Origin of the sequence: Meiothermus hypogaeus (assembly GCF_003574035.1) — a bacterium.
In the GTDB taxonomy this organism is placed as follows: Bacteria; Deinococcota; Deinococci; order Deinococcales; family Thermaceae; genus Meiothermus; species Meiothermus hypogaeus.
This window is the reverse complement of sequence record NZ_QWKY01000020.1, coordinates 1-20,147: the sequence shown is the minus strand read 5'-3', so window position 1 is coordinate 20,147 and position 20,147 is coordinate 1. Positions and strand designations below refer to the sequence as shown.

General features: G+C 64.2%; 16 protein-coding genes. 7 read left to right on the top strand and 9 right to left on the bottom strand.

The window, feature by feature from the left end; translation table 11 throughout:
* The first annotated feature begins 36 nt into the window (after positions 1 to 36).
* Genes Mhypo_RS07160 through Mhypo_RS07150 form a run of 3 tightly spaced genes read left to right on the top strand, consistent with a single transcriptional unit; the run spans position 37 to position 3,217 of the window.
* Positions 37 to 1,266 carry an efflux RND transporter periplasmic adaptor subunit gene (locus Mhypo_RS07160; protein WP_119340613.1) on the top strand — a complete coding sequence of 410 codons (1,230 nt, stop codon included), beginning with the start codon at positions 37 to 39 and terminating at the stop codon, positions 1,264 to 1,266.
* Positions 1,263 to 1,958: an ABC transporter ATP-binding protein gene (locus tag Mhypo_RS07155; protein ID WP_119340612.1), complete on the top strand. Its 696-nt coding sequence runs from the start codon at positions 1,263 to 1,265 to the stop codon at positions 1,956 to 1,958. Before Mhypo_RS07160 ends, Mhypo_RS07155 begins: the two co-directional genes overlap by 4 nt.
* A complete protein-coding gene (locus Mhypo_RS07150) occupies positions 1,955 to 3,217 on the top strand; it encodes an ABC transporter permease (RefSeq protein WP_119340611.1) in 1,263 nt (420 codons plus the stop codon). The genes Mhypo_RS07155 and Mhypo_RS07150 overlap by 4 nt, the downstream gene beginning before the upstream one ends.
* A 243-nt stretch (positions 3,218 to 3,460) precedes the next feature.
* Here Mhypo_RS07150 and Mhypo_RS07145 read toward each other — a convergent pair whose 3' ends face one another.
* Entirely contained in the window at positions 3,461 to 3,919 is a 459-nt protein-coding gene (locus tag Mhypo_RS07145) for a hypothetical protein (RefSeq protein WP_119340610.1), read from the bottom strand.
* Between the two features lie 95 nt (positions 3,920 to 4,014).
* Here Mhypo_RS07145 and Mhypo_RS07140 point away from each other — a divergent pair, with 95 nt between their 5' ends.
* Complete coding sequence (locus Mhypo_RS07140) at positions 4,015 to 5,046, top strand: pectin acetylesterase-family hydrolase (protein ID WP_119340609.1); 1,032 nt, start codon at positions 4,015 to 4,017, stop codon at positions 5,044 to 5,046.
* A gap of 41 nt (positions 5,047 to 5,087) precedes the next feature.
* On the opposite strand, the gene Mhypo_RS07135 is transcribed toward Mhypo_RS07140, so the two are convergent.
* A complete protein-coding gene (locus Mhypo_RS07135; RefSeq protein ID WP_119340608.1) occupies positions 5,088 to 5,900 on the bottom strand; it encodes a hypothetical protein in 813 nt (270 codons plus the stop codon).
* A 16-nt stretch (positions 5,901 to 5,916) separates the two neighbouring features.
* Complete coding sequence (gene galE, locus Mhypo_RS07130; protein ID WP_119340607.1) at positions 5,917 to 6,921, bottom strand: UDP-glucose 4-epimerase GalE; 1,005 nt, start codon at positions 6,919 to 6,921, stop codon at positions 5,917 to 5,919.
* 39 nt (positions 6,922 to 6,960) lie between these two features.
* On the opposite strand from galE, the gene Mhypo_RS07125 reads away from it, so the two are divergent.
* The gene (locus Mhypo_RS07125; protein ID WP_119340606.1) at positions 6,961 to 8,241 is read left to right on the top strand and encodes a CaiB/BaiF CoA transferase family protein; all 1,281 of its coding nucleotides are present in this window, start codon (positions 6,961 to 6,963) and stop codon (positions 8,239 to 8,241) included.
* A 71-nt stretch (positions 8,242 to 8,312) separates the two neighbouring features.
* Here the strand turns inward: Mhypo_RS07125 and Mhypo_RS18080 are convergent, their stop codons facing one another.
* The 5 genes from Mhypo_RS18080 to Mhypo_RS07105 all read right to left on the bottom strand — a co-directional run bounded on the left by Mhypo_RS18080 (position 8,313) and on the right by Mhypo_RS07105 (position 14,786).
* A complete protein-coding gene (locus Mhypo_RS18080; protein ID WP_170148239.1) occupies positions 8,313 to 8,486 on the bottom strand; it encodes a hypothetical protein in 174 nt (57 codons plus the stop codon).
* The gene (locus Mhypo_RS07120) at positions 8,473 to 8,781 is read right to left on the bottom strand and encodes a hypothetical protein (protein WP_147075369.1); all 309 of its coding nucleotides are present in this window, start codon (positions 8,779 to 8,781) and stop codon (positions 8,473 to 8,475) included. The genes Mhypo_RS18080 and Mhypo_RS07120 overlap by 14 nt, the downstream gene beginning before the upstream one ends.
* Positions 8,782 to 8,908: 127 nt before the next feature.
* Positions 8,909 to 11,425, bottom strand: coding sequence for a S8/S53 family peptidase (locus Mhypo_RS18735; protein WP_119340604.1), 2,517 nt, complete (start codon positions 11,423 to 11,425; stop codon positions 8,909 to 8,911).
* A 147-nt stretch (positions 11,426 to 11,572) separates the two neighbouring features.
* Complete coding sequence (locus tag Mhypo_RS07110) at positions 11,573 to 13,348, bottom strand: Ig-like domain-containing protein (protein WP_119340603.1); 1,776 nt, start codon at positions 13,346 to 13,348, stop codon at positions 11,573 to 11,575.
* A gap of 112 nt (positions 13,349 to 13,460) precedes the next feature.
* Entirely contained in the window at positions 13,461 to 14,786 is a 1,326-nt protein-coding gene (locus tag Mhypo_RS07105) for a Vgb family protein (RefSeq protein ID WP_119340602.1), read from the bottom strand.
* Positions 14,787 to 14,901: 115 nt separating this feature from the next.
* Here Mhypo_RS07105 and Mhypo_RS07100 point away from each other — a divergent pair, with 115 nt between their 5' ends.
* Positions 14,902 to 17,274, top strand: coding sequence for a tetratricopeptide repeat protein (locus Mhypo_RS07100; RefSeq protein WP_119340601.1), 2,373 nt, complete (start codon positions 14,902 to 14,904; stop codon positions 17,272 to 17,274).
* A 70-nt stretch (positions 17,275 to 17,344) separates the two neighbouring features.
* Entirely contained in the window at positions 17,345 to 18,931 is a 1,587-nt protein-coding gene (locus tag Mhypo_RS07095; protein ID WP_119340600.1) for a S8 family peptidase, read from the top strand.
* Here Mhypo_RS07095 and Mhypo_RS07090 read toward each other — a convergent pair.
* On the bottom strand, positions 18,928 to 19,872 hold the full coding sequence (locus Mhypo_RS07090; RefSeq protein WP_119340599.1) for a ribose-phosphate diphosphokinase: 945 nt from the start codon (positions 19,870 to 19,872) through the stop codon (positions 18,928 to 18,930). The two genes, Mhypo_RS07095 and Mhypo_RS07090, sit on opposite strands and share 4 nt — an antisense overlap.
* Positions 19,873 to 20,147: the final 275 nt, after the last annotated feature.

Genomic DNA, 20,147 nt, shown 5'->3' with positions numbered 1-20,147 from the left:
GGGGTGGCCCGTATCAACTTACTGGAGGCAATGCGCATGAAACGCTGGATTTGGATCGGGCTGGTGGCCCTCTCGCTGGGCCTGACCCTTTTTGGGCTGCTGCGCCCCAGGGCCGAGCAGGGCCTGGCGGTCACGGTGGCGCAAGCCGAACGGGGCGAGTTTGTACGGGAAGTGCGGGCGACCGGCGTGGTGGAGGCGCGGGTTTACACCCTCACCTTTTCTCGGCCGGGGCGGGTAGCCGAGGTGCGGGTCAAGGAGGGGCAAACCGTGGAGGCGGGGCAGGTGCTGGCAGTGCTCGAGACCACGGGCGAACAGGCCCAACTGCGCTCGATACGAGAGGCGCTCCGGGCCTTGCAGTCCCGCGCCCAGGCCGCCGAGGCCGACTACCAGAGCAACCGCACCCGCCTGCAAAACCAGCTGCTCGAGGTCAGGCGTAATCTGCGCGTCTCTGTCGAACTCCTGCGGGTGGGCGGGGTGGCCCGTAGCGAGGTGGAACGCCTGGAGCGCCAGGTGGCCGACCTCGAGGCCCAGCTCGCCAGCCTGGGCCAGGCCCGCACCAGTACCCAGCGCGACCTCCAGGCCCAGCTTCAAACCCGTCAGACCGAACTGGCTACGCTGGAGCGCACTATCGCCCAGTCCAGCTTGCGGGCGCCGGTGCGTGGCACCCTCTCGAGCGTGGGCTACCTGGTGGGGGTCGAGACCACCGCCCAGAGCGCTGGCGCTGCCCTGGGTGCGCCCTCGATTCGCCTGGTGGAAGCCGGAAGTCTGCGGGTACAGGCCCGCCTGTCCGAGGCCGATGTCCCCTGGGTGCGACCAGGCCAACCGGTGCGCCTCGAACTCGACGCCGCGCCCGGCCAGCCCCTGGTGGGCAAGGTGGATCGCCTGGGGGTGCAGGCCGAGGTGGCCGGAACCGGAGGGAGTGCGGTGCTGCCGGTGTTTATTCGTTTTCTCGACGAGAAGGCCGAGTCGCTGGCCCGGCCTGGCCTGACCGCCACCGCCCGCATCACCACCCTGCGCTTGCCCAGTGCGCTCAAGGTGCCCCTGGAAACCCTGGTGGAAGAAGGGGGCCAAACCTACCTGTGGGTGGTGGATTCGGCCACCCGCACGGTGCGTAAGCAAGCGGTTACGGTAATCGCCCGTAACCTCACCCAGGCCGCCGTAGAAGGTATTCCCGACCAAAGCATCCTGGTCTCGCTACCCCCCGAAGCCCTCAAGGAGGGGGCCAGGGTCAGCTACCGCTTGAGTGGCCCGGAGGCTCGTCCATGACCCCGGTGGTAGAGATGCGCGGGGTGACCAAGGTCTATCGCTCGGGCTCGAGCACCCGCACGGTGGAGGTGCATGCGCTCTCGGGTGTAGACCTGGTCATTTACCCGGGTGAATATGTGGCCCTGATGGGTCCTTCGGGCTCCGGTAAGTCCACCCTGATGCACATCATCGGCTTGCTCGATTCGCCCACCGAGGGCCAGTACAGCTTGGGGGGCGAGCCGGTGCGGGGTCTGGGCGAAGCGCAACTTGCACGCATCCGCAACCAGCGGGTGGGTTTTGTGTTTCAGGCGTTTTTCCTCTTGCCGCGCCTCACTGCCTTGCATAATGTGGCCCTGCCCCTGGTCTACCGGGGGCTGCCTGCTGCCGAACGGCTCAAACGAGCCAGGAAGGCCCTGGAGTCGGTGGGTTTGGGCGACCGCCTCGACCACCTGCCCTCCGAGCTTTCAGGTGGGCAAAAACAGCGGGTGGCCATTGCCCGGGCATTGGTGCAGGAACCCGACTTACTCCTGGCCGATGAACCGACCGGCAACCTCGACTCCAAATCCTCAGATGAAATTATGGAGCTGTTCGACGCCCTGCACCGCCAGGGCAAGACTATCGTGATGGTCACCCATGAACCCGATGTGGGGGCCCGGGCCAAGCGCATCGTGCGCCTGCGTGATGGCAAGGTGGCCGATGGGGGGATGGCATGAACCCGGCTCAACGGGCTACGTCTGCGGCGAACACAGCCCCAATGGGCATGAACCCTCTGGAGAACTTCCGCATGGCCTTTGAGTCGCTGTGGGGCAACAAGCTCCGCAGCTTTCTGGCCTTGCTGGGCATTGTGATTGGGGTGTTTGCGGTCACGGCCATGATCTCGCTGGGCCAGATGGCCACCGCAGGCATTACCCAGGATCTGGAAGCGGTGGCTGGTCGCTCGATCTTCGTGCAGCCCAACTTCAACGAGGGTCAGGACTTTAGCTCTGCTCCCATCCGCGAGGAAGACCTACAGGCCCTGCAGGCGCTGCCCGTCACGGTGATTCCCCAACTCTTTACCAGCATTCAGTACGAAAGCAAGCCCGGAGAGCGACGCTCCATGCAACTGCAAGGTACCCCGGGAGATTTGCCAAAACTCGATCCCACCAACAAAATCGCCAGAGGGCGCTATTTTACCGACCTCGAGGCCCGGGGCGGCCTGGCGGTGGCGGTACTCTCCGACCGGGCTGCCAAAGATCTTTTTCCAGGCCGCGAAGCGGTGGGTCAGGTGGCCCGCCTGTACTACCCCGGCGGGGCCCGCATCGACCTTACGGTGGTGGGGGTTCTGGAGCCTCCCAGTGGTATTTTTGGGGGGTTTGGCTCGAGCGCAACCGTCTATACCCCCATCCAGCTCATCTGGAATACCTCCCCCACTGCACGGCGGGGCGAGTATGCGTTTGTTATTCTGCCCCTCAAGAAAGGAGCCGACGCCCAGCAGGTCACGCGGCAGGTGCAGCGCATCTTTGAGAGCCGCTACGGCAAGGGCAAGTACCAGGTGCAGTCCACCGAAAGCTTCCAGGGCACCCTGCGTTCGGTTACCCTCATCTTGCAAGCGCTGCTGGGAGCCATTGCAGGCTTATCGCTCCTGGTAGGGGGTATTGGCATCATGAACATCATGCTGGTTTCGGTGACCGAGCGCACCCGTGAAATTGGCCTGCGAAAAGCCCTGGGGGCCACCTCGGGACAGATACGCCAGCAGTTCTTGATTGAGGCAGTGGTACTGACGCTCGTGGGGGGTCTGCTGGGGGTAGTTCTGGCCGCAGGGCTGCTCTTGCTTATAACCGCCACGGTGCCTTTCTTCAAGGTGTACATTCTGAGCCCTACCACGGTTTTTCTGGCTCTGGCGGTGAGCGCCCTGGTGGGCTTGTTTTTTGGGGTATGGCCTGCTGCGCGGGCTGCTGCACTCGATCCGATTGAGGCCCTCCGGTACGAATAATACCGGATTCAAAAAGACTGTTTACAAAACCAAAAAACCCCATAGGTTGTCTTTTTGAATCCTAGAGCACACCCCTCCCTACGTTCGGCAAAAAAACGTCTCGCTTCCAAGGGGCGGTATCGCCCTCCGCTAGGCGGATAACTTCGGCCCTGTTGATTCCTTACCACTCGGTAAGGAATCAACCGAATCTGGTATAAAAAAACCAGGGATGTGGGTACCCCTGGTCAAAGCAGTAAAGCGTGCTTAGCGGAAGTAGAGCCTGGGCCCAAATTCGATTCCCAGGACAAAATCGCTTGCGCCGCCAGAAAAGCGAAGCGCGGGTTGTAGCTCCACGAAGAAATTGAAATCGCGGGTCACGGGAATTTCCAGCCCGGCATTGCCGTTGATGCTGAACAGCGTGCTGCCGCCGGCCACCAGGCCCAGACCGCCCCCAAAGTAGAAGTCGAGACTGCCGCTCGAGCGCAGGAAGTAAATCACATCGGCCCCGATGGCAAACACGGTTCCGCCACCGGTAGTAAGCCCAAAGCCGCCCCGCAGCGCCAGCGGACCAATCACATTCTCGGCACCCATGCGGGCCTGAACGTTCAGGCTAAACCCAGGCACCAAGCTCATGTTGCCGCTGGCAATCTCGCCAAACAACCGCCCCTGGGCGAAGGCCCCGCTCAAGATTGCGACCAGCACGAGAACAATCAGTTTACGCATACGTAACCTCCGCTGGCAGTATATCAGAACCTTTCTGGCATGGCCTTAATTTTGATGCTCATTTTGTGTTAGGCTGGCATTCCAAAGGAGGCAAGATGCAGCGCTGGTCGGTAGTGTTAGCTTTGTTGTTTGGGTTTGCTCTGGCGCAGGGTTCGGTTCAGGCCCCTGCAGGCTGGCAGGAGATTCGCCCTGGGGCTGCGGCGGTCTGCTCGGATGGCTCGCCCTGGCGTTTTTATGTGGCGCCTGGGGCCGCCGATAAAGTGATCGTCAATTTTCAGGGAGGCGGGGCTTGCTGGGATGCTGCAACCTGCAACCCCCAGTCGCGCCTCTATACCACCCGCCTGCAAATCCAGGATTTGCAAGCAGGGCAGGGGGTTTTCAACCGCAACAACCCCGAAAACCCCTTCCGCGACTGGACCCATGTGTTTGTGCCCTACTGCACCGCCGATCTGCACTGGGGTAACAACACCGCTCGCTATGGCGACCTGAGCATTCAGCACAAAGGCGCGGTCAATGCCCGGCAGGCTGTGCTGTGGGTTTTTAACAACATTCCCAACCCCCAGAACGTGATGGTTACGGGCTGTAGTGCGGGGGGGTATGGCTCCATTATGTGGGCGCCCTATTTCATGCGCCGCTATCCCAACGCCAATGTGGTGCAGTTGGGGGATGCAGCGCTGGGGGTGGCCCCCGCGTCCTTTTTCCCGATTGCCTCGGCAGCCTGGGGCATCCAGGGGGCCCTACCGAGCTGGATAGGGGGCCTCGAGCCCAGCCGGCTTGGCTCCAACGACCTGTACCAGGTCTTTGCCAGGGCCTACCCCAGCCGCAGTTTTGCCCAGTACAGCACCCTGCTGGACGAGGTTCAGATTTTCTTCTATAGCCTGATCCTGGGCCAGCCGCGCCCCACGCCGGAAATTGCCCAGCAGTGGGTGCAGGGTGCCCTTTCGAACCTCGCGGCCATCAAGCAGTCGGCCCCCAACTTCTATAGCTACCTGGCCCCCGGCAGCCAGCACTGCATCATCGGGCGGCCCGAGTTCTACAGCACCAAGGTAGGCGATGTGAGCTTTGCCGACTGGGTGCGCAAGCTGGTCTCGGACGGAAAGCCCGGGGATGTGGCCCCGCCCAGGTAAGTCCGAATCGCAGGGCCCCGGGCGAGTATTGGGGCTTTCGGTCACGATCCTTCCAGTTCTTCCCAGCGAAGCCCCTGCGGGGTTGTCGCAGAAGAGGGCTTTCGCTGGGGGGAAAAGCTGGCAAACCAGTTGCGCAGGTGCGGCTCGAGGCCGACCAACAGCTTGTGTACCGTAGATTTCTTAAGAGGAGCCGCTTGTAGCAGGCCTTTTAGGAGCATGTCCTTCTTTTCCTCCACCAGTCGTGTGGCCTCGAGGGTGAACTGCCCCTGGAACCACAGCTGGTCGGAAAGGCTTTTGGGCCTGGTCTCGTAGCTACCCAGGCTGGGCTGGCTGGGCGTGAGGTGGGCCAGCAGCAGGCCCCACTGCTTGGCCTGGGGGTAGAGTTCCGGTAGGGCCTGCTGGAGCGCCAGCAGATAAAGGTAGTTGGCCAGAAACTCGTCTACCCAGCGAACCCGGGTGCGCAGCTTCCAGGCCACGGCCACCGCATGTGCGTATTCGTGCCCCAGGTTGAGGTCCAGAAAGTCGCTGGGCTGGCCGGGGGGCTTGCCGGCCCTCTTGATGGCCGGCACCAGCGTCTCGCGCAGCCGCCACAACAGGCGTTCGGGGTAGCGGGCAGGCAAAAATAAATACAGCCCCTCCCGCAGGCTGGTGCGCTGGAAGGGAAAGCCATAGGGATGCTTGACCCGGGCTTTCCAGTCGCTCTCATCCAGCACCATCAGGTGCACCGGGGGCACCTCGGCGTAGCGTGTTAGCACCGCCCGCAAGTCCAGCAGGTAGGCCTGCATGGCCCTGGCCCGCAGCACCGAACCCTCCGAGGCTTGCAGGGGGATGTGGGGGTGGGGGAGGGCCTGCACAGGCTGATTGTAAGCTTCAGGCGTACCCCAGAATTGCCTTTCGCTTCTGGCCCCAGGCCAGGGCGCTGGCGATGCCCTCATCAATCGAGTGCTCGGCCCTCCAGCCCAGAAGCTCCAAAGCCCGGTCGGCGTTGGCATAGGCCCCGGCCACATCCCCGGGGCGGGGCGGGGCTTCGCGCTTGGGAATTGGCTTTCCGTACACGCGCTCAAAGGCCGCGACCAGTTCTTTCACCGTGACCCCGTTGCCGGTGCCCAGGTTTATCACCACGTAGGGGCTGCCGGTTTTTTGTATGACAGCGTCGAACTGCTCTACCGCCTTCACGTGGGCCATGGCCAGGTCCCACACGTGGATATAGTCACGAATGCCCGAGCCGTCGCGGGTGGGCCAATCCACGCCGGTGATGGTGAACTCGGGAAGCTTGCCCAGGGCCACGTCTACCATCTTGCCCAGCACGTGGCTGGGTTCGCGCACGTGGATGCCCGAGCGCAGTTTGGGGTCGGCCCCGATGGGGTTGAAGTAACGCAGGGCAATGCCGCGCAGGCGGCTGGCCCTGGACAGGTCTTCCAGCACCATTTCCATCATGTACTTGGTGCGGGCGTAGGGTGAGCTGGGTTTGAGCGGCGAGGTCTCGGTGACCTTGAACCCCGGCACGGCGTCGTAGATGGAAGCTGAGGAACTGAACACCACCCGGGGGTAGCCGAGTTGCTCCAGGTTTTTGAACAGTTCCAGGCTTTTGCAGACGTTCTCGCGGTAATAGAGGTAGGGCTCCTGCACCGACTCCGGCACCACAATGAGCGCAGCGCAGTGGATGGTGCTGTGAATGTCGGGGTGCTCCAGAAAGATGCGCTCCAGCAAGGCTTTGTCGGCGATGTCGCCCTGGTAGAAAATTTTGCCCTCGGTAAAGGCCCGGGGGCCTGTTACCAGCGAGTCCAGCAGTACTGGCACATGGCCGGTGTCCTCTAGCGCGTTGGCGATGGTGCTGCCGATGTACCCTGCTCCGCCTGTAATCAGTACCTTCATGGGCCCGATTGTACCTGCAAAAGCCTTAGTATTTTGACCATGGGTGCACTGGACGGTCTCAAAGTGCTCGACCTTTCCCGTATTCTGGCGGGCCCTTACTGTACCCAGATGCTGGCCGACCTGGGCGCAGAGGTTTGGAAAATCGAGCCCCCCAGGGGCGACGACACCCGCAGTTGGGGCCCCCCCTTTATCAGGGGAGGGGGGTCAGGGGTCAGCAGTTCGCTGGAGAAAGGGAAATTCTCCTTAGAAACTGCCTTGCCGAGATGGGAGGTTGCACCTGAGGGCGAAAGCGCCTACTTCCTCTCCTGCAACCGGGGCAAGAAGAGCGTGGTGGTGAACCTCAAAGACCCCCAGGGCCAGCAGATTGTACAGGCGCTGGCCAGGCAGGCCGATGTGCTGGTGGAGAACTACAAAACCGGCGACCTGGCCCGCTATGGCCTGGACTATGCCAGCCTCTCCCGGCTGAACCCAGGGCTTATATACCTCTCCATCACCGGCTACGGCCAGACCGGCCCCCGCGCACAGGAACCCGGCTACGACGTGGCGGTGCAGGGGCTTTGCGGCATTATGTCGGTGACGGGGGAACCGGAAGGCCCGCCCATGCGGGTTCCGGTGGCCTGGATAGACCTGATGACCGGGATGAATGGGGCCATTGCGGTGCTGGCGGCCCTCCAGGAGCGGGCCCGAAGCGGGTTGGGTCAGCATATTGATCTGGCGCTTTTTGATGTGGGGCTGGCGGCCATGGTTAACCTGGCCCAGAGTTACCTGGTGACCCAGCAGTTACCCGAGCGGCTGGGCAACGCCCACCCCCAGATTGTCCCCTACGGCGCTTTTTCCGCCTCGGATGGCTGGTTCATGCTGACCGTGGGCAACGACGAGCAGTACCGCCGGGTCTGCGAGGCCATCGAGCATCCCGAGCTATGGGACGATGAGCGCTTTCAGACCAACGCAGGCCGGGTGACCCATCGCGCCGAGCTACTGCCCAGGCTCGAGGCCATTCTGCTCGAGCGTCCTCGCCGGGAGTGGCTGCAGCGCTTCAGCCAGGCCGGCGTTCCGGTCACCCCCATCAACAACCTGGCCGAGGCCTTTGCCGAGCCCCAGGCCCAGGCCCGGGGTATGCGCCTGGAGGTTGCGCACCCGACCCTGGGCACCATTCCCCTGGTTGGCTCCCCGTTGGCACACCTGTCGCGCACCCCTGCTCAGGTTCAAGCCCACCCGCCGCTCTTGGGAGAGCATACGCGGGCCGTACTAACGGAGGTGTTGGGCTACACGCCGGAGCAAGTCCAGAACCTGGTAGACGCTGGGGTGGTCAAGGTTTGAGATAGGGCGGCAGGAAAGAAGATTTTGCCACCGTGCGCCTGAGCGGTGCCGGCCTGGTGTGCTCGAGGCCTCTATTTGAGCCCGGCGCGTGTGCTCCCTACGGGAACGATGTCGAAAATGACGCTGGTGCTGGGGGCCAGGTCGCTGTCGGTGTGGCTCTGCCCCGGAGGGCCGCGCATCTCGTGGGGGATGCTTGTGAGCGGGCTGAAGCTGCCACTGCCCACCTTGCGTTCAATCTGGTCCAAAACCCCACACATACTGATTGCTCGAACTATCTTTGATCTTCGGCAGGTTCAACAGCCCACGCTGCCAACGAGCGATCACCAGGTCATCCAGTATCAAATATCCTTTGTTCAGGCCACCCAACAACTTCAACAAGGTCAAGCAGCACATGCAATACCGCTCCAGCTCCACCTCCAAGGCTCGATGTATACAGTCGTGGGCGTATTTACAGCCTTCTGCAATACCGAAATAACTGCGGGTATCGGCTGCTTTCGTCATCGCTTCGACTGCTTTCTTCATCGGCTGTGGTGGATTCATCTCGGGCCTCCTGTGACCGCAGGAAGCCCTATTTTATGCCCTTACTCAGCACCGCGTAAAATCAGTTATGAAGAAAGAGGGCCCCTAGGGGGCCCTCCTGAAAGACCGGATCAGGTTCTTAATCAAGCTAATCAAGGGTGCAACGATAGACCTTAATATCCGGCAGGCTGCGGGTGCTCGAGTTGCCCAGCGAGTCGGTAGCGGTCAGGGTTAGCCGCACGACCTGGCCGTTGTAGGCGTTGGTCACCGAGCAGGCTGCAAATAGCGATGGGGTGCTGGAGGGTGTCCAGGCCAGGTTGCCGCTACTGGTGGTGGGGCCGCTTACCACAACATTGCTGGCGAAAACCGTGGAAGTGCCCCCGCCTGGGGCGTAGGAGGTGGCCCGCCAGGTGTAGGTGATGGGGGTGTTGCCCTCGGGGTCGGTGGCGCTGCCGCTAGCGCTCAGGGGGGTGGTCCAGGTGTAGCCATCGTTGTTGTAATTGATGCCAGGGGACAGGTTGCCCAGCGTAATGTTGGGTGGCAGGTTGGCCGGGGCGGGGTTGATGGTGATGCTAACGCTTGCGGTTGTGCTGAGCCCTTGGGGGTCGGTGGCGGTCAGGGTGAGGGTGCGGGCGCCGGTGGTGGCGAAGCTTGCGGTGGTGTTGCAGCCTGAGCGTGGGAAACCAGCGCTACTGGGGCTGACACTCCAAACGCAGGTCAGCGGGCCGGGGCCAGGGTCGGGGCCTTCGTTCAGGTCGGTGGCCGAACCCAGCAGTTGCACGGTCTGTCCCACAAAGAAGCTGGCACCGCTGCTGGGTTGGGAGATCGAGACTACCGGTGGGGTGTTGACCACGTTTACGGCCTGGGTAGAACTGCCCTCACGGTTCAGCAGGTCGCGGGTGTTGACCCGAATGGTGCGGCTTCCTGCCGTATTGAACCGGTAAAAGGCAGTGTTGCCCACAACCCGTGTCGGGGTCGGTTCAAAAGTCAGCGGGCAAGAGATGGGCGGGCAGTTGCTGCCTGCGAAATCGGTCACGTTGGCGGTAACGCTCCATTCCCGGTTGAGATTGGCGTTGGCCGAGCCGCTCAGCGTAATGCTGGGGCCGCTGGGGCCTACATTGAGGGCCTGAGAAACCGCCGCAAAGGCATTCACCCGGCGCTCGTGGCCCCGTACCCCCACCCCGCCCACATGGGCCGTGTCGCGCAAAATAGACCAGACCTGGCCGGCATTCAAGGAAGGGTTCGCAGCCCAGACCAATGCTGCCACGCCCGCCACAAAGGGAGAGGAAAAACTGGTGCCAGCCCGCAGGCGGGCCTGATTAGCCCGGTTGTCGGGGTCGAAACCGACCCAGAGCCAGTAAGGGCCATAAATGTCCACGCTGTTGTCGTCGCGCTTGCTGCCAAAGTTTGAGCCGGCGTCACGGGCCGTGGCATCGTGGGCCATGCCGCCCACACAAATCACCGAGCGCGACTCACAGGGAATGAAGGTAGAGCCTTCGATGCCGCCGCCGTTGTCCACATCCTTGCCTGCATTCCCTGCAGACGCAAACAGGAGCTTGCCGGTAGCCGCGACCGCTGTGGTGAAGCCGTCAATGATTTCGCTAGGCGCGGGGCACAACGCCAGGCAGGCCACCCTAACCGCGACGTCCCAGCCCAGATCGAGCTCGAAGCCAAAGCTCATGTTGATAATTTTGGGATTGCCGAAAAGGGTGGCGGTGATGATGCGCTCGAGGGTGGTGATGATGCCGATAAAGTCCCCCTGGAAAGGCACCGCCAGGAGCTCCCCTACCGGCCCGGCGGGGCCGGCCACGCCAAAGGCATTGTCGGGGCGGCCCATGGCCGAGGTGGTGACGTGGGTGCCGTGCCAGGGGCAGGAACCGCCGCCCGAGCATTGCAGGGCGTTGGGTTCGTTCCAGCTCCCCACTACCTGGCGGGTCTCGGGGAAGTCGCCGCTGGGTGCGAACCCACCGTCCAGAATCATGATGCGAACCTTGTTGTCAAAACGCCCGGCCCGCTCGAGCAAACGCCAGGCCTCGCCCACCCCAATGTCCTGGGCGCTGCCCCGGTTCATGTAGGGCCACTCGAAGGCGTTGGGGCTATAAGGGATGTCGGGGGTGCTGGGGGTGGGGGCTTCGCTGGTGCTTCCGCTGGGGATGGCCCCGGAGGCGAGTACAAAGTTGGGGCTAACGGTCATTTTTTCCTGGTGGGCCTCGGCCAGCGCTACCGCCAGCAACTGGGCAGCGGCTGGGCTCGAGGTGCTGAAACGCCCCTTCAAGTTGGGCACGTTCTGGTTGAGCTGCTGCAGGATGCGCTCCACCTGGGCCGCCGAGGGGTCGAGTTGCACCTGGTAGGTTTTGGGGGCGTCGCCCACCTTTTCCACCTGGCCGATTACCCGACCGCCCCAGCGGGCCAGGAAGGCATTGAGCCGGGACTCGTCATCGGTGCTGACCACCAGCTCGCCCAGCACAAAGTCCATGGCAATACCGCTCTCGCCCACCATGCGCGCCAGCGGGCGCGGGCTGCCGTCGGGGCCGGGGAGGGTGGCTTGTGCGGGGGCCAGGCTGGTATCTACCGGGATTTGCAGAGTGCCTGCGGGTTTGTTGCTTCCACAGGCCGCCAGTAAGAGCAGCGAGCTGGCAAAGATTGCTTTCCACAGGTGCTTCATAAGGGTCCTCCTTGCGGGTCTTCAGGTTCTCCCGAAGCTGCCCCAAGGGTAGAGGGGAGGGGTTGAACGACCCATGAACAAGGCGCCTGGGTGGCCCGCGTAAAAAAACCCTGCCCACCCGGCAGGGTTTTGTGATGGTTTTGCGTTTTAGCACAAAGTGGTGAGATAGACAATGATGGAGCGGCTTCCCATCAGGCTGTTGGCATCGCGGGCCTCGAGGGTCAGCTTCGCATATCCCATGTTCGAGCAGCTCAGGCCAGGAATGGTATCGCTGGGCCGCCAGATGCGGTTGGCCCCGTTCCCGATGGTATAGACCGTGCCGCCCTCGCCCGCTGCGTTGGTGGGGAAGGCCACCCGCCAAGTGTAGGTGTAGGGGCCGGTGCCGCCGCTGGCAGAGCCGGAGAGGTTGGTGTTTTCGCCAAAATACAGGGTGGCGCCATCGGCTGGGCTGCTGATACTGACCAGAATGGCCGGCGGCTCGCGGACGGTGATGGTCACGCTAGCGCTGCGGCTGGCTCCGGCGGTGTCGGTAGCGGTAAGGGTCAGGGTACGGCTGCCGGTTGTACTGAAGGTGGCGCTGGCCTCGCAACCTGTGGGGCTAGGGTCGCTGGGGATGCTGGAGGTCCAGCGGCAGCTTACGCCCTGGCCCAGGGCAGCATCAACATCGGAGACCAGACCCCGCAGCGTAACAGCTACACCTCGGTAAATTTCGCTGCCCGCAGTGGGGCTCTGGATGCTTACGGTGGGCGGGGTGTTGGTACGCTGGCTGATGGGCAAGCAGGCTTGCAGCAGATCCTTGTTATAGCGCAGGTCGAGGATTTCCACCGAGGTGATGCCTATCGAGAGGGTAAGGCAGGCCCTGAGGTGCCACAGCACGCCTCCACTAAGCCCCTGCAAGCTGGCCTCGAACTTAGGGCCACCCCTCAGCTCGCCGTAAGGCCCCACCACGCCATAGAGCAGAACCTGGAAGCGCACGCCAGCGGTAGCCTGCGCAAGAACGCGGCCTTCCAGGGTGGGCGGTTGCAGCTCGAGCGTAGCTCGATGTTCGCTAAGGTCGCGGAAGCCCCGGTCGGAGTTGTACTCGAAGCCGGCTATGAGCGTAAGCGACTGCTGCACTTCGAAGTTAAAACGCGCCGTTACCTCACCGTCGGCCCGGAGGAATATGGTCAGTTTAGGTGTGAGCACCACCGGTACCGGGCCGATGAAAAAAGTCAGGGGGGCAAAGTTGTGGGTTGCAATGGGCCACTCCCGCTCGAAGGTATAGGCCAACTCGCCTGTTAGGCGAAGGTTGGCGCTTTGCTCCACCCCCACACGGGCCAGCACCTCGAGGTCGGGCCATTCCGCACAGATCCGACCCAACAACGGTACCCGGACGGTCTCGTCGCAACGCAGGCCCAGGTCGAAGTCCAGAACCGGGTTGATCTCAAGGGTGCCCGTAGCGCGGATACGGCCACCGGTGCCAAAGTCGGTATTCAGGGTGTGCCTAAAACCCTGCACCGAGACCCCCTGCTGTAGCGAGACCGAGCTGCGCAGATCCTCGAGCTTGAGCTCGCGCCGTACACTCAGGCTGCCCCGGTGGATGGCCTCCTGAATTTTGGCCGGTTCGGTCTCCACCAGCACCGCGCCGCCTTCTACCCGCACGGCTCGCACCTTGCGCAAAAGACCATCGGGAATGGCCTGTGCAGGTTCGCTCACCACAACATCGCCAGCCTTGAGCCGGTTTTCCACGCCGCTGCGCGGGTCAAAGCGCAGCGTACCGTCGGGGCTTACCTCGCTCAGGGCATTCCGGCTCCCGGCGTCCAGTACTTTGGTGGTATCGGGAACCACCACCGCGGGTTCTTCCTCTTGAGGCTTGGGCTGCGAGCAAGCAGCCAGAAGTCCGACGGCCAGTCCGAGGAGTGCCAGCTTCCAGGTGTGTTTCATCGCTTACCTCCCTCCTAGATGCCCCCAGGGTAGGTGGGCCCCCCTGAACGACCCATGAACGCTTTAATGCAAAATCCCACCCCGGGGTGGGATTGAGGGACTGACCGAGGGGCTAGGGTAGCTTGTGGTAAAGCGGTAGGCCCGCCGGGGCAGGGTAGAGGGCCAGGCCCCCCGCACTGCCGATGCTGCTGCTGGTAATGATCCGCTCGGGGGTGGTGGGGCTACCCGAGGTGCTGCTGGTGCCGAGCTGCGTGGAGGAAAGCCGGGCAAACTTGCCAGCGGAGTAGGTGATCCATAGACCGCCGCCCTCGTCAAAAGCCATGCCCTCGAGCACCGCCGATGCCGGCACACTGACCTGAATGGCCGGGGTGAGGGTCTTGGTGCCGCTGCCGCCCTGGTCACTGCTGGTCAGGCGGTACAGCACATTGCCGCCAAAAGCCATGACCCACAGGTTCCCCGAAGCATCGAAAGCCAGGAGGTTGGTGTCCAGGGTGTTGATGACCGGGCTCGGGGTCTGGGACTGGATGGTCAGGTCGGCGCCGCTGGTGCTGGCATTCAGGCGACTGGCATTGAACTTGACTACCCGGTCTGCTCCTGCATTGGCAATCCACAAGTTGCCTGCACTGTCAAAGGCCAGGCCCTCAGGCCCACTGAGTCCGGTGATTTCAACCCCCGGCGTGACCGAACCCGAAGCACCAAGCTGGGCCGCGCTAATGCGCACGACCTTGTTGGCGCAGGGCACGCTCACCCAGAGATTGCCGTTTGCGTCAAAGGCCAGCCGGGCAGGCCCGGGCAAGCAGCCAATGCCAGTGATGTTGATGCCGCGGTCAAGGGTTTTGCTGCCCGAAGTGCCCAGCACATCGGCAGGGTAGCGGGCCAGGTTGGGGTCTGCGGTGGTGCCCCCGATGCCCCAGAGGTTGCCGTCTTTGTCAAAGGTCAGGTCGCGTATGTTGATGGTGCCGGCGCTCACGCTGGGGCTCTGGGTGGCGGTGCTGCCCAAGAGCGAGGCGGCAAAGGCCAACACGGGCGAGGCCCCGCTGGGGGGGTTGCCATTGTCCATCCAGAGCTTGTTGCTGGTGGGAATGGGGCTGTAGGTGACGGTCACGGTCTCGTTCTGGCCGTTGCGGACACAAGCCGGGCTACTGCTAACGGTGGCGCTGAAGGCAGTGCGGATCAACGGATCGCTCTGAGCCACCTTGGCTGCCGTAATGGTGTAGAGGCCTGCTGCTGTTCCGGTAAAAGTCTGGCTGCCGGTGAGGGCCTGGGTGCCGCCCGGCCCACTCACCGTAACAGCAGCATCGACCCCGCCAGGCAAGCCGGCCACGTTCACCACCAGGTTGCCGGTGCCGGTGGGATCGCAGGTAACTCCGCCACCACCAGGACAAGCTGTGAGCAACATCGAAAGCAACCCCAAAAGACCAAACCATACCTGTTTCATTCGTAACCTCCCTTTGCGCCTTGCTTGTAGTGTGCCATACTCGAGCACCCCCGAAGATTAACGAAACGCCCCTTAACGCTCCATGAACGCAGGGCAACCCCGGTAGACTGAGGTCATGCTGTACACGCTGGGCGGCTTGCGGCTCGAGGGCAGCAACTTTGGCCGGGAAAAGCCCTTGTTGCTGCTGGCCTACCTGGCCCTGGAAGGCCCCAAACCGAGGCGCTTTCTGGCCGAGCTATTCTGGCCCGAGGCCGCCGACCCCATGAACTCGCTGGCGGTAGCCTTGAGCAAACTGCGCAAGCTGGGGGCCATCTACGGCGACGAGAGCCGGGCCTGGGTAGACCTGGACTGCGACGCCCTGGACTTGCAGGATGCCCTGCGCTCCGGGCGCTGGGAGGAAGGTTTGCGGCTTTACCGGGGGCCTTTTGCCGAGGGGCTCAAGGAGGCCCTGGGGGCCGAGCTGGAGGAGTGGGTTTTGGAGGTGTGCGAGCGACTGGCCCTGGAGGTGCGCCTGGCCCACCTGGTGCTGGCCGAGCGGGCAGCCGCCCAAGCCGACTTTGCCGAGGCTGCGGCCCAGGCCGAGCAGGCCTACCGGGTGGCGGGTGCACCGCCCCTCGAGCCCGAAGGTCTGCCCAAGCTGCACCGGCTGTTGTTAGCAGCGGCACACCCCCTGGCCGAAACCCTCGAGCGGGAGGCGCGGGAGCTGGGCCTGAGCCTTTCGCGCAGCACGCCTTCGCGCAACCCGGCCCAGCCGGGCCTGGTGGGGCGCGAGCAGGAACTGCAAAGCCTGCTAAATACCCCGGAGGGTGCTTGGGTCTGGGTGAAGGGTGGGGCTGGATTGGGCAAAAGCGCTTTGTTGCGGGAGCTCGAGGTTCGTACCGGTTGGCTGTACCTGCCGGCCCGCTCGGGGCTGCCCTATGCCACCCTCGAGCCCCTGCTGGAGTCCGTGCAAGGGGGTGAAGAAACCCTTTTGCGCCGACTGGCTTCGTTGGGCGAAAACCTGATGGTAGACGGATGGGAGCAGATAGACCCCGAAAGCCAGCGCCTGCTCACTCGGCTGCGCAACCTGCGCCCACCCGGGCGGGTGCTGCTGGCAGGCCAGGGCGAGCCCCCCTTTGGGGTAGAGGTGCTACTGGAATTGAAACCGCTGGGCCCGGGAGAGCTGAGCGCTTTTCCGGGGGCCTACGAGGCCACCGGAGGACTTCCGGCCCTGGTAGCGGCCTGGCTGCGGGGTGAGCCGCTCGAGGCCGCCCTCGAGACCCGCCTGCTGGCCCTGGGCGAGGAGGCCCGGCAGGTCTACATGGCCCTGGCCCTGCTGGAGAACCCCGACCTGCTCCTGGCCCGCAACGCCGCGGGACTGAGTGCTACTGCCATGGCCCAGGCAGTCGACGAACTGCTCTCGGCGGGCCTGATTGACCTGAACGGAGCCGTGTACGGGCGCGAGGCGGCCTTGCGCTTCGTGGCCGAACGCCCGGCCCAGGAGGCCCGCCTGAGCCTGGGGCTGGCCCGCCAGCTCAGGCCCCAGCAGGCCCTGCCGTTTTTCCGGCGGGCCCGCGCCCTCATCGAAGAAGCCGACCTGCCCCACCTGCTGCAGGCCTATGCCGCCTGGGCCACCGAGCTCATCCGGCGGGGCTTTCCCAGACGGGCCGCCGAGGAACTGGCCGAAGCGCCCCAGCACCCCGAACTGAGCCTGCTGCGGGCCCGGGCGCTGGAGCGGGCCGGGCTCTACAGAGAGGCCCTCGAGGTCATGCGCTTTTTGCCCGATACGCCCGAGCACCTGGCCTTGAAGGCCACCCTGTTTCACCGCTCGGGCCGTGCCGACGAGGCGCAGCAGGCAGCCGAAAAAGCCCTCTCGGGCGGCATAGAAGCCCGCGCCGAGGCCCACAACACCCTGGGCCTTATCTATCTGGCCCGGGGCCAGCTGGCCGAGGCCTCGGCGGCTTTCCGGCGGGCGGCGGCGCTGTGGCTGGGGCTGGGGGACGAAAGCCGCCGGCTGGGTGCCTTGGGCAACCTGGCCATCGTGCGGGCCCGGCAGGGCCAGGATGCCGCCGAAGCCTTCGCCGAGGTGCTGGAGGCCGCGCAAGACAACCCCCAGGTGCAAGCCCAGGCCCTCATCAACCTGGGCAAGGAGCACGAGCGCAAGCGCAACCTTGCGCAGGCCCTGCAAAGCTTTCTCCAGGCGGAGCAGGTGGCCCTGGCATCGGGCAACCTCAAGCAGCTGGCCCTGGCGCTCAACAACGCCGGGGCCGTGCAGCACACCCTGGGGCAGACCGACGCGGCCCGAACCTTCTACCAGCGGGCCGTGGCCGCCGCGCGGGAGGCCGGCGAGGCGTATGTGCTGGCCCTGGCTCTTTCCAACCTGGCCGAACTGGAGGGCGACCTCGAGGTCTGGCAGGAGGCCATTGCGGTCTCGGAGAATGCGGGTTACTCCGATCTGGCCCAGCAACAACGCGAGCAGCTAAGGGTGTTCATGGAGCGTTCAGGGTAGGTCGTGCACGATGAGTTTATGCCTAAGAGCGCGTACTTGCTCGAGGAAACCCTGTGGTTGGAGGTTCAGGATGCGATGGATAGTGGTGTGGGCTGTGTTGGTGGCGCTGGCGGCTTGCGACTTTTCGCGCAGTGGTGGGGAGCCGGTCTCGGCCACGGTTTACCCGACCCCGCGGCGGGCTACCTGGGGCGAGGAGGTGCGATTGAACCTGCCCTGGCGGGCCGGCTCGAGCCTGCGCCTGAGCCTGGCGGGGGAGACCATTTCTGAGGTCCGCACCGAGGCCCTCGGGACCGGTAGCGCGGTGGTTTTTCGGGTTCCCAGCGACTTTTGGGGCGGCCCCCAGGCCCTCGAGGTCACCGAGGGTGAAAACCGCGCCACCGGCAGCCTGACGGTACTGGGTGAGGGGGTGGGTACCGAGGCCCTCCTGGTTGTTCGGCCTGAAGTAAGCGACGACAGCCTGAGCCAGAAGATGGCCAGCGCTGGTCTGCGCCTGGTGCCCAGCGCCAAGGGGGAGTCCTCGGTGCCGCTGGGCGGGGCCAGCGGGCCCTGCGCCGGACGGCTGGCCCAGGTGGCCCAGGCCTCCGGTGCACCCCTGGCCATCGGGGCTTTGCTGGAGCGTCTCGAGGCGGCCACAGCGGGATTGGTGGTGGATCTGGACGGCATTGTGGGCATAGACCCCCTCACCGGCTACGACACCGACCAGAGCCCGTCTCCGGGCACCAGCCCCATCGATGCACGGCAGGCCATCCGGCGCAACCCGTCCAGCAACTTCACCGGAGCCGGCACCACCATCGCCATAGTGGACACCGGGGTGGCCAGCCTGGCTAGCCTTAACCTGCGCCCCGGGGCCGACTTCACCAACCTCGAGACCCCCAACCCCAACCAGGACGAGTACCAGGATGGCCTGGGCCACGGCACGGCTGCGGCCGTGCTGGCCGCCGACGCTGCCTACGGAGTGGCCCCCGCTGCCGGGATCCTGCCCATCAAGAGCTGCGATAAAAACGGCAAATGTGCGCTGGCCGCGGTCATCCGGGGCGTCTGCTATGCGGTGGCCTATGCCGAACAGAACAAGAACCAGAAGCTCATCCTCAACCTGAGCTTAGGCAGCGACACCCCCAGCGAGATCGTCTACATCCTGCTCAAGGATGCCCTGATGAAGCGCGGAGTAAACGGGATTCCGGTGGTGGTGGCCGCCGGCAACCAGTGGGCTATTCGCACCAGCAAAAAAGGTACGCTGCACCACTTCCCGGCCTCCTTTGGGGGGAACCGTGGGCTATCGGTGAGCCGCGACCCCGCGCGCCGCATGACCCCGCTAAAGGGCCTGCTGAGCGTGGGGGCGGTGGGCCTGTTTGGTTCTGATTATCGAGTCAGCAGCTTTAGCAACAACGGCGACTTTATTGACCTGGTGGCCCCCGGCGAGCGGGTACGAAGCCTGCGCCCCAACAACACCCAGGCCGAGTTCACCGGCACTTCGTTTGCGGCCCCTCTGGTGGCGGGCGCGGCGGCCATCGTGCGGCAGGCCAGCGTGTTCACCCCCCTGACCCCGGAGGCCCTCGAGCTCACCCTGCTAGCCAACTTGACCGAGTCCAGCGGGTTGGGGGATGCGCCGGTGGAGGCCAGGGGCCAGGGCCTGCTGGATATGACCCGGGGCCCCTAAATGAGCACACTCACCGACTGGTTGGTATGCACCCGTCGGATGGCCTGGGCCAGGAGGGGTGCGGTGGGCAGGATGGTATAGCCCAGCGCCGGGCTGAGGGCGATGGTATCGGTAAAGATGACCTCGAGGATGGCCGGGTGGGCCAGGTTCTCGCGGGCGTTGCCCACCAGCACTGCGTGCGAGGCCATCACCACGACTTCAGGAGCAGCACCTGCGGCCACCAGGGCCTCCACCCCGCGCCGGATGGTGCCGCCGGTGGAGATAATGTCATCAATAATCAGGGGGCGTTTGCCGGCCACGTCCCCAATCACATAGCTGACCTGGGTTTCGCGGGGGCCGGTGCGGCGCTTGGCCAGGATGGCCAGGGGCAGGCCGAGCCGCTCGGAAAGCCGGCGGGCCTGTTCGGCCCGCCCCGAGTCGGGCGAGACCACTACCGCATTCTCGGTCAGATTCCGCTCTTCCAGGTACTCGGCAAACAGGCGCACCGCCGAGAGTTCGTCTACGGGTTGATAAAAAAACCCCTGGATCTGGGGGGCGTGCAGGTCTACGGTAATGATCCGGTGGATGCCCACGTGTTCCAGCAAGCCGGCCACCAGCCGGGCGGTAATGGGCTCACGGCCCTGGGTTTGTTTGTCCTGGCGGGCATAGCCAAAATAGGGGATCACCGCGTTGATGCGCCCTGCGCTGCTACGGCGCACTGCGTCGGCCAGCACCAGCAGCTCCATGAGGTTGTCGTTGACCGGGGGGGCGGTGGGCTGGATCAGGTACACATCGTCGCCGCGGATGCTCTCCAGAAGGCGCACCCGCACCTCGCCGTCGGGGAAGCGCTCGACGGTGGCTTGCCCGAGCTGGATGCCCAGAGCCCTGGCGACGGCCTCGGCCAGGGGGCGGTTGGCGTTGCCGCTAAAAAGTTTGACGTGGCCGCCATTGCTGTGCTGCATTTCCTCTTGTGGTGTTGAACCCAGCCGCTCAGTTACGGATGCGCCCCCCATACTCCCTCCCTCAATTCCCGCACGCCCAACCATGTACTATCCAGATACCTCAGTATACCTGTGGATCTTTCCTAGCATCAGTGGGGCAGCCAGGACGGGGTGTGTCCTGGATTTAGGCAACTAGGCTGCAGTAGGGAAAGCGCCGTGTCGGACGGCGTGGAAAGGTGTGACGGGGCTGTAGGAGAAGAACCGCGAACGGACCAGGGCCTTAGCGCTCGCTCCGG

Coding starts and splice junctions, on each gene's coding strand:
- Mhypo_RS07160 (WP_119340613.1), top strand. CDS start 37: ATGAAACGCTGGATTTGGATCGGGCTGGTGGCCCTCTCGCTGGGCCTG.
- Mhypo_RS07155 (WP_119340612.1), top strand. CDS start 1,263: ATGACCCCGGTGGTAGAGATGCGCGGGGTGACCAAGGTCTATCGCTCG.
- Mhypo_RS07150 (WP_119340611.1), top strand. CDS start 1,955: ATGAACCCGGCTCAACGGGCTACGTCTGCGGCGAACACAGCCCCAATG.
- Mhypo_RS07145 (WP_119340610.1), bottom strand. CDS start 3,919: ATGCGTAAACTGATTGTTCTCGTGCTGGTCGCAATCTTGAGCGGGGCC.
- Mhypo_RS07140 (WP_119340609.1), top strand. CDS start 4,015: ATGCAGCGCTGGTCGGTAGTGTTAGCTTTGTTGTTTGGGTTTGCTCTG.
- galE (WP_119340607.1), bottom strand. CDS start 6,921: ATGAAGGTACTGATTACAGGCGGAGCAGGGTACATCGGCAGCACCATC.
- Mhypo_RS07125 (WP_119340606.1), top strand. CDS start 6,961: ATGGGTGCACTGGACGGTCTCAAAGTGCTCGACCTTTCCCGTATTCTG.
- Mhypo_RS07120 (WP_147075369.1), bottom strand. CDS start 8,781: ATGAATCCACCACAGCCGATGAAGAAAGCAGTCGAAGCGATGACGAAA.
- Mhypo_RS18735 (WP_119340604.1), bottom strand. CDS start 11,425: ATGAAGCACCTGTGGAAAGCAATCTTTGCCAGCTCGCTGCTCTTACTG.
- Mhypo_RS07110 (WP_119340603.1), bottom strand. CDS start 13,348: ATGAAACACACCTGGAAGCTGGCACTCCTCGGACTGGCCGTCGGACTT.
- Mhypo_RS07105 (WP_119340602.1), bottom strand. CDS start 14,786: ATGAAACAGGTATGGTTTGGTCTTTTGGGGTTGCTTTCGATGTTGCTC.
- Mhypo_RS07100 (WP_119340601.1), top strand. CDS start 14,902: ATGCTGTACACGCTGGGCGGCTTGCGGCTCGAGGGCAGCAACTTTGGC.
- Mhypo_RS07095 (WP_119340600.1), top strand. CDS start 17,345: ATGCGATGGATAGTGGTGTGGGCTGTGTTGGTGGCGCTGGCGGCTTGC.
- Mhypo_RS07090 (WP_119340599.1), bottom strand. CDS start 19,872: ATGCAGCACAGCAATGGCGGCCACGTCAAACTTTTTAGCGGCAACGCC.